Genomic DNA, 16,737 nt, shown 5'->3' with positions numbered 1-16,737 from the left:
ATGCTGGAAATCAACGCAAGCAATGCACGCCAGTGGTCGCGCCTCGGTTCGCGCGGCGTATTCGGGATGGCCGCGCTTTCGGTCGGCGAAAAGCACGATGACCTGATGGTCATGTCCGCCGATCTCGGCAACTCGTCCGGACTCGATCGCTTCAAGAAAGCGTATCCCGACAAGTTTCTGAACATCGGCATTGCCGAACAGAACATGATCGGCGTCGCCGCGGGCCTCGCGAAAGAAGGCTACAACGTCTTCGCGACCTCGTTCGCGCCGTTCATTTCGATGCGCGCGGCCGAGCAGATCCGTATGAACCTCGGCTACATGGAAATGAACGTCAAGGCGGTGGCGATAGGCAGCGGCGTGTCGATGGCTTTTCTTGGCAACTCGCACTATGGCATTGAAGACGCGGCGGTTATGCGTTCGATCCCGAACATGACGGTGGTGTGTCCCGCCGATTGCGCGGAAATCATCAAGACGGTGCAGGCGGCCGCTGAATTCAAAGGCCCGATGTATATCCGCCTGACAGGCGCGGTGAACAATCCTCAGGTCTACACCGAAGATTACGACTTCGAGATTGGACGCGCGATCACGCTGAAACGCGGATCGGACGTGACCTTCATCGCCAACGGCACGATGGTGTACGAATCGCTGGAAGCAGCGAAACTGCTCGAAGCGCAGGGCATGTCGGTCGGCGTGATCAACATGCATACGATCAAACCGCTGGACACCGCGGCGATCGATGCGGCGATGGCGGCGTCGAAAGTTCTGGTCACGGTCGAAGAGCATTCGGTGATCGGCGGTTTGGGGAGCGCCGTGGCGGAATACAAGGCGTCGAAGCGTTCCGCTCCGCCGCAACTCATGCTCGGTTTGCCGGACCGGTTCGACAAGGCGGGCGAGTATCGCTATCTGCTGGAGAAGCACGGCCTCGTCGCGGCGAAAATCGCCGCTCGCGTTGCGCAGTTCGCCAAAGGCGATGAGGGTTGAGCCGGCCGTAGTCGGAACTCATTGGGCGTGGAACGCGCGGGCTCACCGGCCCGCACAATCGTACTGCAACATTCAGAACTCAAAGCCTAAAAGGAACCGACATGAACGTTGTGACTTCGGACGATAGCATCGGCGTCCTGCACAATCACCCTATGTCAAAGCAGTTCGTTGTCATCGGTTACAAAGACGGCGCATTCTCAACCATACCGAACGACTTCTTCCGCGACTGGCTCGACGAAGAAGCGCAACACGGCACCTTTCACATTGGGCGCTGCTCTGGTCTCGGCGTCGGCTCGATTGCGAAGTACGACGGGAATCGGCAGAAGCTCGTTATTGGCAAGAACGTCGCTGGCGGCCTGCGGGTCAAATTTCTGCTGAATGGCCAGCATGAGACAAAGAGCATCAGCATGACGATGTTCAGCATCTATGGAACCGGTATCGACAATCCGATGATGCCGCAGTATGACGACACGATCATTCACAACGACGTCTGGATCGGCGACGAGGCGTTGTTCCTCGGTGGCAGTGTTGTCGAAAGCGGCTGCGTGATCGGCGCACGCACGGTGGTGCCGCCGAACTTCCGCTGCGAGCCGTATGGCATTTATGTCGGATCGCCCGCACGCCTCGTGCGGTTCCGCTTTCCGGAGAAAGTGCGCGAGCGGTTGCTCGAACTCGCGTGGTGGGATATGCCGCTGGGCTGGATCAAGGCCAACAACGCCGCGTTCATGGCGGACCTTACCGCAGACGAGGGCCGCTCGCTGGAAATGCTGGCCGAACTCATCAACGCAAAGAAGAATGCGCTGGAGGCTGAAGCGCAGACCGAGCCTGCGCCGGTGAACTGATTGGAGCCGGCTTCGCGCCGGCATGCCTGAGACGGCCGCGGCGTTGCAATCGCCGCGGCTTTTTATTGTGCGCGACCGGCCGTCGATCGCGGCCGACGTGCGGCGGAGCCGGCCGATGAAACGCCCGTCAGCACGACTCGATGATGCTCATGATCCGATCGAGCTGATCGTCGGTCATGGCCGGGAAAATCGGCAGGCACAGCACGCGCTGGGCGGCGTCGCCCGCGACAGGCAGATTCGAGCGCTGGGCGGTCGGCAAGCCGCGATACATCGGAAAGTCCGAGATCAGCGGAAAGAAGTAACGGCGCACGATGATGTTGTGCTGACGGAACTTTTCAAATAGCTCATCGCGGGTGAGCGGGAAATCGTCCTCGACCAGAATCGGGAAATACGAGTGGTTCGAGATTTCGCTATCGCACGCGGGCAGGCAACGAATACCCTTTACCTGTGCGAGCTTCTCGCAATAGCGTGCGGAGATATCGCGGCGGCGCGTGAGCGCCTCGTCGATATGATCCAGTTGCAACAGGCCGAACGCAGCATTGATTTCGCTCATCTTGCCGTTGATGCCCGGCGCAACCACGGTCGTCTCGTCGACGAAGCCGAAGTTTTTCAGGTGATTGACGCGCTGTTTGGTCTTCGCGTCGGGGCAAATGATCGCGCCGCCTTCGAAGGTGTTGAATACCTTCGTCGCATGGAAGCTCAGCACCGACAGATCGCCGTTGCGAAGAATGCTCCGGCCGCCTTGCTTGACGCCGAATGCGTGCGCGGCGTCGTAGATCACTTTCAGGTTGTAGTTGTCGGCGATTTTCTGGATCGCGTCGATGTCGCACGGATAACCGTAGCAGTGCACCGGCAGGATGGCGGTGGTCTGCGGTGTGATCGCGGCTTCGATCTTCGCGGGGTCCATATTGAGCGTGCGCGGGTCGACGTCGACGAAAACGGGTTTGATGCCGTTCCACAGCAGCGAATGCGCGGTCGCCACGAACGAGTAGGGTGTCGTGATGACCTCGCCCGTGATGCGCAACGCCTGCAGCGCGGTCACGAGACCAAGCGTGCCGTTCGAGAGCAGCGCAAGATGTTCGACGCCCAGATAGTCCTCCAGCGCTTTTTCCAGACGCTGGTGGAATGGGCCGCCGTTCGTCAGAACCTTGCTCTCCCAGATTTCCCGAAGGTAAGGAATGAAGTCCTCGAGCGGCGAGAGATGCGGCTGCGTGACGTAAATCGTTTCCTGTGTCAGCGCGGCAATGGCTTCTGCGGGTAGGCTTGCATTCATGGTTCTTCGGGTCTTCTGTTGTTAAGGACGACTGCTGAAGGCGCGCTCAGAGCGCTTCGGCGGGAACGTCACAGGGTGCGCGCCAGCCGGCCGGCAACGTTGCTTCGAATCCGGTCGGCGTTTCGTCGGCGCACCAGCGTTGCCACATGGTGCGCAGTGCGATCGCCAGACCGCCCGCGACCTTTTCCGGGTGAAACGGTACGGAGTTCAGGCAGCGTTCGCGCATGCCGATGCGAAGCTCGTTGAGTGCTTCCAGATCGCGCGTCAACTCAAGACTCTTCTGGATGAACTCTTCCTTGTCACGCGCGATGTATTCGTCGAGACCGACCTGCCCCATCCAGCACGCGCCGCCACGGCTCGGCATCGAAATGCCGGGCATCGTCACGGTCGGCACGCCCATCCACAAGCCGTTGAGCGTGGTGGTCGAACCCGCATACGGGAACGTGTCGAGACAGACATCGACGTGGTGATGCTGCTGCATGTAGACGGGCAGCGAGGTGCGCGGGCAGAAGGTGAGACGCGCGGTGTCGATGCCTTCCGCGGCGAACCATTCCAGATACGTTTCCTCGTCCTGCTTGCTGCCAATGGCGCCGATGACCATCCGCGCGGTCGGCTGCGCACGCAGGATCGTGCTCCACAGCGCGATCACTTCCGGGCTGATCTTGTTGAGCCGGTTAAAACTGCCATACGTGATGTAGCCTTTGTGAAGCGCCGGCAGTGCATTCACGGGCGGGCAGTTGGGCGGCGGCATGTATGCCGTGGACGAAGGCAGCAGCGCGAGCTTTTCGACGAACTGTTCCGCGAATTCGTCGGGCGGCGCGACGAAGCGATCCGCGATGTAGTAATCGAACGCCTTCATTCCGGTCGTGCCCGGATAGCCGATCCACGACGCCTGGACGGGCGCCGGTTTGTGCGCGAGCGCGGGAAGCCGCGCGTGCGCCGTGTGACCGGACAGATCGATCAGAATGTCGATGGCGTCGTTGGTGATCCTTTTCAGCAGCGCGGTATCGCTCAGATTGTCGACCGCATGCCAGACGTCCGCGTGTGAGCGCAGTTGTTCTGTCATGTGATCCTGCATGCCGAAGTTGTAGAAGAAGTGCAACGACAGGTCCGGATGCTGGCTCAGGTGCTTGACGATCGGCAGCAGGTAGTAAGCCACCGCGTGGTTGCACAGGTCGCCGGAGACAAAGCCGATCCGCAGCTTGCGATCCGGATCGCGCCTGTTCGTGTAGCGGCCGGGCGCCGGTAGCGGTACATCGTGCACCTCGCCGAATGCGCGGTGCTCCTTGAACAGCGTTGCCTTATCCATGCTGCTGTTGTGCATCAGGCAGAACAGCAGATTGCCGCGTGTATTCGAATTGCCTGGTTCGAGTTCGAGGGCAAGGCGCAACGATTTCTCGGCCTGCGCCATCGCGCCGATGCCGAGATACAGCGTGCCGAGCGAACTGTGCACGGCGGCCGAACGCGGAGCGAGTTCGGCCGCGCGCATGAACGAAGCGATCGCTTCCGTGCGACGACCGAGCGCGCCGAGCGTCACGGCGAGAACGCGGTGCGCTTCAGGATGATCGGGCGCGGTGCGCAGCAGTTCGCGGCATTGCGCTTCGGCTTCCGCCAATGCGCCGGTGTGGCGCAGCGTGTCGGCGAGCAGGAGACGGGAAATCACGTCGGCCGGATTGAAGACGAGCGCTTTCTGGGAAGCGCGGATCACTTCGCGATACTGCACGTCCTTGTGCAGGGAAATGGCGAGCGAGCGCCAGGCGTCACTGCCTTTCGGATAACGCGTGACGAGTTTGCGCGCCAGTGTGATCGAATCGGCGATGTGACCTTTGTTCAGCAGCGCGGCATGTTTGTTAATTTCGGCCGGCGTCGGCTGACGGTGTTGAGTCGCTTTGGGCACCGCGGGCGATGCGTCGCGCGGCGATGCGTCGCCCGACGATGCGGCTTGCGATGTTTCAGGCGTCTTGCCGGCGATCAGATTCAAATGTCCGCTTTGTTTTGCGGCAACCGGTATGGTTCGCAGGCGCGTGTCGGGGTTGGCCAGCTGCGCGATCAGACCGTCGAGCGCGGGCCCACGCACGCCCTGTTGCTGAGCCATTTCCACGGCCAGCCATCCGGCGGCCAGCTGGTCGCTTTCGAAAAGCGCGTTGATGTAGGCGACCCAGTACTGACCATTGGTCGGCGAGCTGCCCAGCGCGACTTCAAAGTGAGCGACCGCTTCGGCCGCGCGGCCCGTCTGGACCTTGATGACGCCGAGGTTGTAGTTTGCGTCCGGGTGGTCGGGCACGGAGCCGATGACGGCGTCGAACAGCGCCGCGGCGTCGTCGATGTCACCGGCGTGGTAGTTCTCGATAGCGCTTCGCATGACGAGCGCGATGTCCTGAGCGCGTTGCTGCTCAGGCGAGAAAGGATCGGCGGACCGGAATTCGAATTGGATGGACATGATGCTCGCACGAAGAAGCTGTACGTTGGATTATCAAGTCGGTATCCATTGTCTTAAGGCTAGAAGTGATGGCAAAACGACTGCCAATTCGGGTGATAGCGCGTTGCCCGGGCGCCATCATGCATAGACGCCGGAAATGGCCGCCAGACGGGCTGCGCACGGCGTTTCCGGGGTTCTTTCCAGGCGCACCCGAACAAAAAAATGCCCGCGATAAGCGGGCACGAGTAAAACGAGCGCACCTTCGACAACGGCGCGTATGTTGTTGTTTGTTCTTATGGGCGAAGCCGCCCACGGCGCTTACAGCAGGGCCGTCTTCTGGTACTGGCCGACGGCGTTCACGCGTTTCATCGCCGCGCTGTATTCGGCTTCCAGTTCCCGCTGACTGGTCTGCGCGTCCGCGAGCATTGCCGCGTTGCGCGCGAGGACCGAACGCAGCGCGTCGCCGGAAGCGTGCGCCTGCTGTGCGTCGAGCGACATGATCAGCGGTGAGCGGAGCTCGGCGAGGCGCGCGGCCTCTGGCCAGTCAGCCAGTGACGCCGCATGTTCCATGTCGCGCGTGAGCGCCAGCACCTGTTCGATCACTGCATTCTGTTCCACGTGCGTTCTCCTGCGTTACTTGTTCGTCGCCAGCGCACCGGCGCTGTTCGTGCCGCCGAAGAGCTGCGTGAGGTAATTCGCGTTGTTGGTCGTCGTGGCCATCAGCGTGTTGAGCGCGGTGAATTGCGCGCTGTACTGGCTCGTCAACTGACTGATGTAGTCGTTCAGATTCGATTGCTGCGTCGTGATGCTGGTCAGATCGGTGTTCAGCGCGGTCGTGCGCAGATCGATAATACCGCCGGTCTGCGTGAAACCCGTGATGCTGCTGTTCAACTGTGCGCCGATGCCGTTGGTCGCATTGAATAGCGACGCGACCGTCGACGAATTGTTCTGCAATGCGTTGCTGAGCGTGGTGCTGTCGACCGAAAGCGTGCCGTCGGCTTGCAGCGAAATGCCGATCGAGCCCAGGCTGAACGACGAGTTGCCGCTCTTCACACCGCTCGACACGATCGACGCCAGCGCATTGCTCACCGTGTTGAGCGTGGAGTCGCCGAGCAGCGGACCTTGCGTCGTGGAATTCGAGTTGAACTGCGTGAGCGTGCCCATCGTGGTCACGACCGTGTTGTACAGCGAGACGAAGTTGTTGATCGCGGTGGACTGCGCGGTGGTGTCCGCAGCGATCGTAAGCGTTTGCGTGGTGGCCGGCGTGGTGACGGCGGCGGCCGTCAGGTTCAGCGTCACCCCGGAGATGGCGGTCGTGACGGAGTTGGTGGAGCTCGACGCGTTGATGCCGTTGACCGAAAACTCGGCGTCCTGAGCCACGGAGCTCTGCGACCATGCGCTCGCGGAAACAGCCGACGAGATGCTCGACTGGCCGCCATTGGTGCTGGCGGTGGACGTGACGCCGAGGCTTGACAGACCGTTGTCGGTGGTCAGGTTATTGACGGCGACGCTGATCGTATTGGCCGCGCCGCTCGAAGACGACGCGAGCACGAGGTGGGCGCCGTCCGTGCCGTTCACGACGGTGGCGGTGACGCCGGGATTGCCGCTCGCGCCGTTGATGGCGGCGGCGATGCCGGCAATGGTGTTGTTCGAGCTGTCGACCGATACGTTGAACGCCGTGTTGCTGCCAAGCGTAATAGACAACGTGCCGGTGCCGAGCTGTTGGGTCGAGTCGAATTTTGCCGACGAGAGCGCCTGCGATTTCGCGATCTGCGAGACCGCGACGCTGTAGCTGCCTGCCACTGCGCCGGAGGCGGCGGAAGCGGTAATCCCCGTGCCGCCCGTCATCGTGGCGGTAAAGGTGGATTGAAGCGAGCCGTTCGACAGCGTGGTGAGCCCGCTTTGCAGCGCGCTGAGCGCGGCGGAAAGCGTGCCGTATGCGGAAATCTGGGTGGTGTCGGTGCTTTGCTCGGTCGAGAGTTGCGCGACCTGGCCAGCAGTTTTTGCATTCACGAGCGCGGTCACGAGCGAATTGACGTCCATCGACGAATTGCCTGTCGCACCGCTGATAACGGACTGCATGGCCTGCTGCAGTGCTGCCTTGTCGGCCGCGACTGAGCTGGCTGCTGCGCTAGATGCAGTAGAGGACGTAACCGTTGACATCGCATTGCTCCGTGCGTCTGTGAATTTCGTGAAGAGCGTAACAAAAAATGCGAGACGGAAAGTGAGCCTCTCCGTCCGGCAACTACAGGTACAACTGCAACGCGAACGCCGCGCTTTGCTGCGCGGCGTTCGCTCAAACATCGCTAACTATTACTGGAGAAGCTTCAGAACCTGCTGCGGCTGCGAGTTAGCCTGGGCCAGAACCGAGATACCAGCTTGCTGCAGCACCTGCGCCTTGCTCAGGTTGGCCGTTTCCTGCGCGAAGTTCGCGTCGGTGATCTGCGACTGTGCGGAAGACAGGTCGGTCGAGTCAGCCTGCTGCGACGTTGCAATCGCGGTGAAGCGGTTTTGTGCCGCGCCGAGACTTGCCTGCAGGTTGTTGACGGCCGTCAGTGCGTTGTCGATGGAGACCATTGCCACGTTTGCGCCGCTGACCGTGCTGATGTCGAGGTTCGACACCGTCGTGTTCGATGCGTTGACCGCGCCGATCTGCGCCGTTGCTGCCGTAATCGACGTGCCCAGTGCCGCGTTCGTCGAGTCGTATGCGGTCGTGGACATCGTCAGCGTGGTGACCGGTGAGCCCGTCGTTGCGTTGGTCGCCGTACCCGTCGAGAAGATCGAGCCAGCAACGGTTGCGTTGATCGCCGTACCGTTCTGGTCGGTGAACGAGAAACCGCCGTGGCCGTCCGACAGCACGTTGATCGACGTGATGACACCGCTGCCCGTCGACGTCGTTGCCGCGCCAGTCGAGCTGCTGATCGACAGACCGCTGATCGTGCCTGCCAGCTGGCCGGTCGACAGCGAGCCACTGCCGAGCTTGGAAGCCGACATGCTCTGGCTCAGGTCGAGGTTGATCGTCTGACCAACTTCCGCGCCAACCTGGAAGCCGACGATACCTGCCGAGCCGTCCAGAATGTTGGTGCCGTTGTACGTCGTTTGCGACGCGATACGGTTCACTTCCTGAATCTGCGCTGCCACTTCCTTCTGCAGTGCGGCCTGGTCCGACGACGACATCGTGCCGGTCGAAGCTTGCACGGCCAGCGTGCGGATACGTTGCAGGCTGGAGGTCAGCGAGGACAATGCGCTCGACGCGGTCTGGATCAGCGACACGCCGTCGTTGGCGTTCGACACACCCTGGTCGAGGCCGTTGATCTGCGTTTGCATACGCGTCGAGATTGCCAGACCTGCTGCATCGTCAGCTGCGCTGTTGATGCGCTTACCCGACGACAGGCGGGTGATGGCTTGCGAGAGGGCGCTTTGCGAGCCACTGAGGTTTTGCTGTGCAACCAGCGAGTTGATATTGCTATTGATTCCGAGCATGGAAAATCTCCTAAATAAGCCTTGAGCTCAGTACGCCAAGTTGGCATCGGCGGAAGCACTCGTTCATTGCTGGCCGCCTCAGTTAAGGTTGACGGCCCCACCCAAAAAAACTTGAGGAAGTTTGTTCAGACGTGAGCAAACGTTTTTCTTCCGTGATAGCGCGGCAAAGTCGGGCAAAAGCGCGTGCGGCATGGGCGGCGCGTTGCGCTGCAGACGTCGGAAAGGCGGCGTATCCTGTTTTCTGTCGTGACAAACCGCGGAGACATCATGCAGAAACGCAGGATTGGACGCTCTGAACTGGAAGTGACGCCGCTTATGTTCGGTGGCAATGTTTTTGGCTGGACGGCGGATGAAGCCACGTCCTTCTCGATTCTGGATGCGTTCGTCGACGCCGGCCTCGACTTCATCGACACGGCCGACGTTTATTCCGCGTGGGTGCCGGGCAACCAGGGCGGCGAATCGGAGACGATCATCGGCAAGTGGTTCCGGCAGAGCGGCAAGCGCGACAAGATCGTGCTCGCGACCAAGGTGTCCAAGCTTGCGAGCCGCAAGGGTTTGTCCGCGGCGAATATTCAGGCGGCCGTCGAAGATTCATTGCGGCGCCTGCAGACCGATTATCTGGACATATATTTTTCCCACGACGACGACACCAGTACGCCGCTCGCGGAGACCCTCGGCGCCTACCAGAAGCTGATCGAGGCGGGCAAGGTTCGGGTGATTGGCGCGTCCAACTATAGCGGCGCGCGGGTTGAAGAAGCGCTCGAGGTGTCGCGCAAGCATGGTCTGCCGGAATATCAGGTATTGCAGCCTGAGTACAATCTGTATGACCGCGCGCAATACGAGACCGACATCGAGCCAGTAGCCGTCGCGAATAAGCTTGGCGTAGTGGTGTATTACAGTCTCGCAAGCGGGTTTCTTTCCGGTAAATACCGGTCGCAGGCAGATCTGGCGAACCGGGCGCGCGGCAGCCGGGTCGAAAAATACCTGAACGAACGCGGTTTGCGAATTCTCGACGCGCTCGATCGTGTGGCCGAGCAGCACGGCAGCACGCCGGCCGCAGTCGCACTCGCGTGGCTGATCGCGCGACCAAGCGTCACGGCGCCAATTGCTAGCGCCACGTCTGTTGAGCAACTCCGTGGCCTGGCGGCCGCGGTGCAACTTACGCTGACCGACGCCGACATTCGCAAACTCGACGAGGCCAGCGCGTGACTGACGCCGGACCTGGTGCAAACGCTAAACCCCTGGTAGGATGGAGAGTTTCCTGATATTATCGGGAGTGAATTGAGATCTTTGCCTGTTTCGTCGATGTTTTACGTTGATGAAAGGTTGGCGAAACGGCAGCAGACGCAGCTTTGTTTCACGTCTGTCCGCGTTGCGCGGTGAACTCCCCACCTCTCTTTTCCGGCCTCCGTGGCCGTTATGCCTCTCGTTTCTTTCGTGGTTTGGCCGGGTTTATCCCGCGTTTGCCTGTTACTGGCCATGAATCGAAACGACCGGAGGGCCGGCGCGTGATCGTTACCTATAGCGGTAACGTACGCAATTTACCCCTATCAAGTGATTGAGTTAGGAATTACATGACGACGATTCTTCTGAAAGAAAATGAGCCGTTCGAAGTGGCGATTCGCCGCTTTCGTCGCGCAATCGAAAAGAATGGCCTGATCGCTGAACTGCGTGAGCGTCAATCGTACGAAAAGCCGACTACGGCACGTAAGCGTAAGAAGGCTGCTGCTGTGAAGCGCCTGCACAAGCGCCTGCGCAGCCAGATGCTGCCGAAAAAGCTGCACTAAGCGCGCTTTTTCCCGCATAGCAAAACGGCGGTGTGGCTTCGAAAGAAGTGACACCGCCGTTTTGCGTTCAGCGGTTGTATTGTTGGCCTGATGTCGTGGATTTGCAGGTGGTTTTTGCGGTAGTGGCATGGCGGCCGCTTTGCCAACAGCCGCGCATCGCGATCGGTGGCTTATCGGGGCGTGGCCGCTTGCCCGCGGTTACCACTCAGGTCGAATAAGCCCTTCCACCTTCAGGCCGCCCGGCCCTCGGGCCGGCCGCGCCGCTTCAAGCCGCTTCAACCCGCTTCAATCCCTCAGGCCGCACTTTTCTTCAGCCGCTCAGCGGACAGTTCGAACTGCCGCGCAATCGAGTTCAGTCGCTCGTGCCATTCCCAGGTGCCGAACACGTCGTGCACATTCTGCAGGCAACTGAGCAGATCGACAGTCGTCGCGTCATACACATTGATGCGCGCCCGTAGCAGCGCCTTCCTGAGCGCCGACACGCCGGCGTCCATATAAGCGGGGACCGCCGTCGAGGTTTTGCCGATGTAGCGTACCGGCACGCCTTCCATTGCGGTCAGGTAGTCGCGCGGTTTGATAAAACTGCCGACCGGGCATCCGCCGCAGTACCCACGATAGGCGCCGCCGCCGCGCGGCAGCAGCGCGGCACGTTTCTGTTCGAGCAGATGATTGACGGCGCGGTCGAAAATGTCCTGATGGGTCAGGAAGCTAAGAGTCTTCATGGTTGGTCTCCCACGTGTTCCGCAGCGGTTATTCGTTGTCGGCGCATGACTGAAGTATCGGGTCCGCGTCATTTATCGAATGCTCGACTAACGCGATGAATCGGCTTCAATTCCTGCCTTTGGCCCGATTACCGTAGAAAGAGATCAGGCAGCCGTCTAAGACAGCAGCGCTTATTAGGTATAACGACTGAACCACGCGGAAAACACAGCAGGGCTTTACCGGATAGTCGAGCTATGTGGACGACCGCCCAAGTCTCGCTGCTCTTCATGCCGCGTTGCGCTTGCGCCCCTTTTTTCCCAACGCCGCGCAGCGCGCACGGCACATACAGTTCGCCTCGTGATCGTTCACCATCCCGATAGCCTGCATGAACGCATAGCAGATGGTCGAGCCGACGAATTTGCAGCCATAGCGCTTCAGGCCTTTGCTGAGCGCGTCCGAGATGTCGGTCGACGCCGGCGCCTGCTTGTACGATTCCCAATCATTCTGAATCGGCGTCTGGTCCACGAACGACCACACGAAGTTGGCGAGCGAGCCGTGTTCGGCCTGGATCTGCTGCACCGCCCGCGCATTGGTGATGGCCGATTCGATCTTGCCGCGGTGGCGCACAATGCTTTCGTCGGCGACCAGCGCATCGACGTGCTTCTGCGTGAATCGCGCGACCTTGTCGATCTCGAAATTCGCGAACCCGCGGCGATAGCCGGCCCGCTTGTTCAGAATGGTTGACCATGACAGCCCCGCCTGCGCGCCTTCCAGCACGAGCATCTCGAACAGATGCTGGTCGTCGCGCGACGGGACGCCCCATTCTGTGTCGTGATAATGTGCGAGCGCTTCGCTCGATACCCAGTTGCACCGTTGTGTCACTTTGCGCTCCTGTGTTGTCGTGTCGCCGCCAGCATAGCCGAAGCCACGGACGCCGCAAGCTAGCCGTTCGGCCAATTGCGGGATCGCAGCCGACCTGCCACGCTAGGCGCTATTCACCATCCAGACTCAATCCACTCGATGAACACAGACTTCTTTTTGATCGGTATTGATGGCGGCGGCAGCGGCACGCGTGTCGTACTCGGTGACGCCCAGGGCCGTGAACTTGCACAGGCTGCTGCAGGCCCGTCCGGGCTGGGCCTCGGTGTCGAGCGCGCCTGGCAAGCCATTGCTGCGGGCTGCGGCGAAGCGTTCGAGCGCGCCGGTGTCGTGCTCGACTGGTCGCGCTGCGTGCTCGGCTGCGGATTGGCGGGCGTGAACAACCGTGACTGGCTGAGCGCCTTTCTCGAGCAGGCCCCGGCGGTTGCCGGTCTCGCGGTGGAAAGCGACGCCTATACCACCCTGCTTGGTGCGCATGGAGGCGAACAGGGCGTGATCGTTGCACTCGGCACCGGCAGCGTGGCCGCGGTGCTGAATGAAGCCGGCGAATGCAGGAGCGTCAGCGGCTACGGCTTTCCCTCGGGCGATGAAGCAAGCGGAGCCTGGCTCGGGTTGCGCGTGATCGTCCACGCGCAACAGGCACTGGACGGCCGCGTCCCCCATGACGAACTCGCGCAGGCGCTGCTCGCCCATACCGGCGCGCAGGATCGCGACAGCCTCGTTGTCTGGCTTTGCGAAGCCGACCAGACGGCGTATGCGAGGCTCGCGCCGATCGCCGTCGCCCATCGCGAGCATCCATTTGCGGCGCGTCTTCTCGGAAACGCGGGCATGGAAGTGGGCAAGATGATTGAAGCGCTCGACCCATCCGGCACGCTGCCAGTTGCGCTGTGCGGTGGTCTCGGCATGCCGTTGCGTGACTTCGTACCACAGGCTTTCCAGGCGCGTTTGCGCGAACCGCTGGCCGATTCGGCGCACGGCGGGATGCAATTGGCGAGGCGCGAAGCCGGGCGGCTCGCTAGCTGAGAGGCGTAAGGTGCCGAGGCGCACCGTCGCAGTGCGTGGTCAATTGTAAAATAACGGCTTTCGACGCTGCCCGGCTACCCACACACCATGTACAAAGTCATTGCCACGGATCTCGACGGCACCTTGCTCAACGCCGATCATCAGGTCGACCCTTTCACGGTCGCCACGGTGCGCAGACTGGAAAGCGATGGCCTCAAATTCGTCATTGCGACGGGCCGGCATTATTGCGACGTCGCAGGCATTCGCGATCTGCTGGGAATCAGCCCGTATCTGATTACGTCGAACGGTGCGCGCATTCACGCGCCGGACAACACCGTCATCCATGCCGACGACCTGCCGCCCGCCATCGTGCAGCGGCTGGTTCAGCCGGAGATCGTCGGTACGCATGGCCGCGTGATCGTCAATCTGTTCGCCGACGAGGCGTGGCTGATCGATCGGGAAGCGCCGGAACTGCTGGAATTCCACCAGGATTCAGGCTTCTCCTACCATGTAACCGATTTGCCGCAGCATGACGGCGTCGACATTGCAAAGGTGCTCTACATTGGCGACCCCGCCGACCTCGCGCACATCTCGGCGAATCTCGAGCGTGAATTCGGCGACGCGCTCTATGTCACCTACTCATTACCCAACTGTCTCGAAGTGATGACGTCCAACGTATCGAAAGGACGCGCGTTACAGATCGTGCTTGGTCTGCTCGGCGTGGACGCGTCCCAGTGTGTGGCGTTCGGCGACAACATGAACGACATCGACCTGCTGGAAACAGCAGGCCATCCATTCATGATGAACAACGCCAATCCCGACCTCATAACCCGTCTGCCGAACGTGCCCCGCATTGGCAACAACTTTGAAGCTGGCGTTGCGCATCACCTTCGCAAGCTTTTCTCGCTGAGCGACGAACTGGCACAGTAATGTCCGGAATGGAAACGGCCGGCACTCACTGACGTGAATGCCGGCCGTCTGTCATGTCGCCGGCGACTGAGCGGGACCTGGCGCGGTCAGAATGGCGCAGTCAGAAGTTAGCCATGCCATCCGCCGCGGCGATCGCCCCGGTCGTCATGTCCCCAGCCGTGGTTGTCGTGATCCCAGCCACGGTGGTAGCGGTCATAGTCACGGTGATCATAACGATGGTCCCAGCCGCCGTAACCGTAATAGACCGGTTGCGGCGCAGCGTAGACCGGCGCCGGCTGGCTATAAACCGGCGCGCCGAGCGACAGCCCAATATTGAGATCCGTATGCGCCTGCGCGACTCCGCACGCGCCAGCAGCAAGTCCGGCGGCAACCAGCAAGTGAGTGACGATGCGTTTCATGTTGTTCTCTCCTGTGTGACCAGAGTCAGCGCCTTGGGGCGCTCTCCGACCTCTTGCAACGTAGGTCGCGAATGACGCGACGGGTTCGTCGCACAGGTTCAATGTACGCATTCCGGGACGCGATGACTGCGACCAGATGTTACGGACTGCAAGCATTTGCCTCGTGCTGAAAGCATTTAGAGAGGCATTTCATGCGGGGGGAGGCCCTGCTTGATTTTCTTCGAAGCGCCGCCTGCCAACGGATTGCCCATTCCGCTTTGGTGGGAGCGAATGAACACGGCGCAGTGCCAATAAATCAACGTATAGCCGCGCGTAATTGCAACTTACATCTGTATAACGGATTTAATCCGTCGCGCGGGCTGCTGGCGCTGACGACGCAGACGTCGCGGCAGGCAGGGCCGCGCACGGACAATCAGTTGCCCGGCCATTGAGCCCTTGGGTGTCATGTTTGAAACTGGCTTTCGCGACGCCGTTCTGCCAGTCCAGACGAACGATATAAATGCTGTCGAAATCACTGCTCGACCAATGCGGCACGTCGGACGCGTTGCCGCCGTGGGCGGTCATTATCTGTCGCAAAAGCTTGACGATCAGTTTGTGCTCCCATGCCACCACGATCAGCTTATTGCGGTTGGCAGGATTGACGAGCGCCGTGCTGAGCTGATCGATCTGGGCAAAGCCGTATGGCGTCTGCACTGGCATCTGGAACTGGATCGCCGTCGGTTCGATCGTGGCGAGTGGCCGGACATAGTAATAAGGGTGACCGTTATCGTTCTTTTGCTGGCCGGGATCGGGTGCGTAGATCGCATCCGGCTTGCCGAACTTCGCGGCGATAACTGCGGGCAATGCAAGCGCACGGTTAAGCCCCTGGCAATTGAGCTGGCCGTAGCCCTGCGCCGGCTTCTCGCCGTGTCGCACGAAGATTAATGTTTCGATATTGCTGGCCGCTGCATACGCGCCCGGTAAAGCCGCGAGGCTTGCACACAGACCGCCGACGCAGAGCGCGGCGATCTGCAGGAATGCGCGAAAACGGTTCATCGGTAGCACCTGTGCGAGCCTGGGAAGTCGCACGATTCTAGCAGCGGGGCGAGAGTTGCTACCTTGGGGCAGATCGGAACGCATCGCGGCTCAGATCGCCGCCAATAAGGAGGACAAAAAAGGCGAAAAACCGGACGAAGAAAAACGGGCGCCGCGGCGCCCGTTCTGCCCGTATCTTTATACGGTGACCGCCATTATTCGAGCGCCAGTTCCTGCTTATTGGCGCGACGACTCTCGGCAAGCAGCGGATACAGCATGCCTGCGATGATCGCACCGACAAAAGGCGCGACCCAGAACAGCCAGAGCTGATCGACCGCTGCGCCACCGACGAACAGCGCCGGCCCGGTGGAACGCGCTGGATTGACCGACGTGTTCGTGACGGGAATCGAAATCAGGTGGATCAATGTGAGGCACAGGCCAATCGCAATGGGCGCAAAGCCTGCCGGCGCGCGCTTGTCGGTTGCACCGAGAATCACAAACAGGAAAAAGCCGGTCATCACCACTTCGCAGACGAACGCCGAAAGAAGCGAGTAATGGCCCGGCGAACGCTCGCCATAACCGTTGCTGGCGAAGCCGCCCGCCACGAGGTCGAACTGCGAATTTCCCGATGCAATCAGCCAGAGCACGGTCGCGCCCAGCACCGCGCCGACGACCTGTGCCGCGATGTACGGCAGAAGGTCACGCGCCGGAAACCGGCCCGCAACGGTCAGGCCGACACTCACTGCGGGATTCAGATGGCAGCCGGAGATATGGCCGATCGCATAGGCCATGGTCAGGACCGTCAGGCCGAACGCAAGCGAGACGCCCACGAAGCCAATGCCGAGACCGTGAACAGGGCCGGCGAAACTCGCGGCAAGGACGGCACTGCCGCAGCCGCCGAGCACGAGCCAAAATGTGCCGAAGAGTTCGGCGGCGAGGCGTTTTGACAACCGCATGATCGGTATTCCTAAAAAAATTGATACGCCCTATGGCATGCCTCGCTTTTTCGCGGAAACATGCCCGGTGC

16 protein-coding genes are annotated in these 16,737 nt (G+C 60.9%); 6 read left to right on the top strand and 10 right to left on the bottom strand.

Features of this window, described 5'->3' with window-relative positions; all coding sequences use genetic code 11:
* Both AAGS40_RS14825 and AAGS40_RS14820 read left to right on the top strand, forming a co-directional pair.
* Positions 1-981, top strand: a complete 981-nt coding sequence (locus tag AAGS40_RS14825; RefSeq protein ID WP_345812256.1) for a transketolase C-terminal domain-containing protein — start codon at positions 1-3, stop codon at positions 979-981.
* 101 nt (positions 982-1,082) lie between these two features.
* The gene (locus tag AAGS40_RS14820) at positions 1,083-1,823 is read left to right on the top strand and encodes an acetyltransferase (protein WP_345812254.1); all 741 of its coding nucleotides are present in this window, start codon (positions 1,083-1,085) and stop codon (positions 1,821-1,823) included.
* Between the two features lie 127 nt (positions 1,824-1,950).
* On the opposite strand, the gene AAGS40_RS14815 is transcribed toward AAGS40_RS14820, so the two are convergent.
* The 5 genes from AAGS40_RS14815 to AAGS40_RS14795 form a co-directional block, all read right to left on the bottom strand.
* On the bottom strand, positions 1,951-3,096 hold the full coding sequence (locus tag AAGS40_RS14815; protein WP_345812252.1) for a DegT/DnrJ/EryC1/StrS family aminotransferase: 1,146 nt from the start codon (positions 3,094-3,096) through the stop codon (positions 1,951-1,953).
* A gap of 46 nt (positions 3,097-3,142) precedes the next feature.
* Positions 3,143-5,536 (bottom strand): tetratricopeptide repeat protein, encoded by a 2,394-nt coding sequence (locus tag AAGS40_RS14810; protein WP_345812250.1) that lies wholly within the window; start codon positions 5,534-5,536, stop codon positions 3,143-3,145.
* Between the two features lie 297 nt (positions 5,537-5,833).
* Positions 5,834-6,133: a flagellar protein FliT gene (gene fliT / locus AAGS40_RS14805; protein WP_345812249.1), complete on the bottom strand. Its 300-nt coding sequence runs from the start codon at positions 6,131-6,133 to the stop codon at positions 5,834-5,836.
* Between the two features lie 15 nt (positions 6,134-6,148).
* Positions 6,149-7,678 (bottom strand): flagellar filament capping protein FliD, encoded by a 1,530-nt coding sequence (gene fliD, locus AAGS40_RS14800; RefSeq protein ID WP_345812247.1) that lies wholly within the window; start codon positions 7,676-7,678, stop codon positions 6,149-6,151.
* 150 nt (positions 7,679-7,828) lie between these two features.
* Positions 7,829-8,998 (bottom strand): flagellin, encoded by a 1,170-nt coding sequence (locus AAGS40_RS14795; RefSeq protein WP_345812245.1) that lies wholly within the window; start codon positions 8,996-8,998, stop codon positions 7,829-7,831.
* Between the two features lie 267 nt (positions 8,999-9,265).
* Between AAGS40_RS14795 and AAGS40_RS14790 the strand changes: the two genes are divergently transcribed.
* Together AAGS40_RS14790 and rpsU are read left to right on the top strand one after the other, a co-directional pair.
* Positions 9,266-10,207: an aldo/keto reductase gene (locus AAGS40_RS14790; protein WP_345812243.1), complete on the top strand. Its 942-nt coding sequence runs from the start codon at positions 9,266-9,268 to the stop codon at positions 10,205-10,207.
* Between the two features lie 365 nt (positions 10,208-10,572).
* On the top strand, positions 10,573-10,785 hold the full coding sequence (rpsU, locus tag AAGS40_RS14785) for a 30S ribosomal protein S21 (RefSeq protein ID WP_006050883.1): 213 nt from the start codon (positions 10,573-10,575) through the stop codon (positions 10,783-10,785).
* Positions 10,786-11,078: 293 nt separating this feature from the next.
* On the opposite strand, the gene AAGS40_RS14780 is transcribed toward rpsU, so the two are convergent.
* Both AAGS40_RS14780 and AAGS40_RS14775 read right to left on the bottom strand, forming a co-directional pair.
* Positions 11,079-11,507, bottom strand: a complete 429-nt coding sequence (locus AAGS40_RS14780) for a hypothetical protein (RefSeq protein ID WP_345812228.1) — start codon at positions 11,505-11,507, stop codon at positions 11,079-11,081.
* Positions 11,508-11,772: 265 nt separating this feature from the next.
* The gene (locus AAGS40_RS14775) at positions 11,773-12,369 is read right to left on the bottom strand and encodes a DNA-3-methyladenine glycosylase I (protein ID WP_345812227.1); all 597 of its coding nucleotides are present in this window, start codon (positions 12,367-12,369) and stop codon (positions 11,773-11,775) included.
* A gap of 138 nt (positions 12,370-12,507) precedes the next feature.
* Between AAGS40_RS14775 and AAGS40_RS14770 the strand changes: the two genes are divergently transcribed.
* Together AAGS40_RS14770 and AAGS40_RS14765 are read left to right on the top strand one after the other, a co-directional pair.
* Positions 12,508-13,389 (top strand): BadF/BadG/BcrA/BcrD ATPase family protein, encoded by an 882-nt coding sequence (locus AAGS40_RS14770; RefSeq protein ID WP_345812225.1) that lies wholly within the window; start codon positions 12,508-12,510, stop codon positions 13,387-13,389.
* Positions 13,390-13,476: 87 nt separating this feature from the next.
* On the top strand, positions 13,477-14,298 hold the full coding sequence (locus tag AAGS40_RS14765) for a Cof-type HAD-IIB family hydrolase (protein WP_345812224.1): 822 nt from the start codon (positions 13,477-13,479) through the stop codon (positions 14,296-14,298).
* A gap of 107 nt (positions 14,299-14,405) precedes the next feature.
* On the opposite strand, the gene AAGS40_RS14760 is transcribed toward AAGS40_RS14765, so the two are convergent.
* The 3 genes from AAGS40_RS14760 to aqpZ form a co-directional block, all read right to left on the bottom strand.
* Positions 14,406-14,696, bottom strand: coding sequence for a PXPV repeat protein (locus tag AAGS40_RS14760; RefSeq protein ID WP_345812223.1), 291 nt, complete (start codon positions 14,694-14,696; stop codon positions 14,406-14,408).
* Between the two features lie 342 nt (positions 14,697-15,038).
* Positions 15,039-15,731 (bottom strand): histidine phosphatase family protein, encoded by a 693-nt coding sequence (locus tag AAGS40_RS14755; RefSeq protein ID WP_345812221.1) that lies wholly within the window; start codon positions 15,729-15,731, stop codon positions 15,039-15,041.
* Between the two features lie 194 nt (positions 15,732-15,925).
* Positions 15,926-16,666 carry an aquaporin Z gene (aqpZ, locus tag AAGS40_RS14750; RefSeq protein WP_345812220.1) on the bottom strand — a complete coding sequence of 247 codons (741 nt, stop codon included), beginning with the start codon at positions 16,664-16,666 and terminating at the stop codon, positions 15,926-15,928.
* Between the last annotated feature and the right edge of the window lie 71 nt (positions 16,667-16,737).

This window comes from Paraburkholderia sp. PREW-6R, assembly GCF_039621805.1.
Taxonomy (GTDB): Bacteria; Pseudomonadota; Gammaproteobacteria; order Burkholderiales; family Burkholderiaceae; genus Paraburkholderia.
This window is presented reverse-complemented; position numbering and strand designations above follow the sequence as displayed.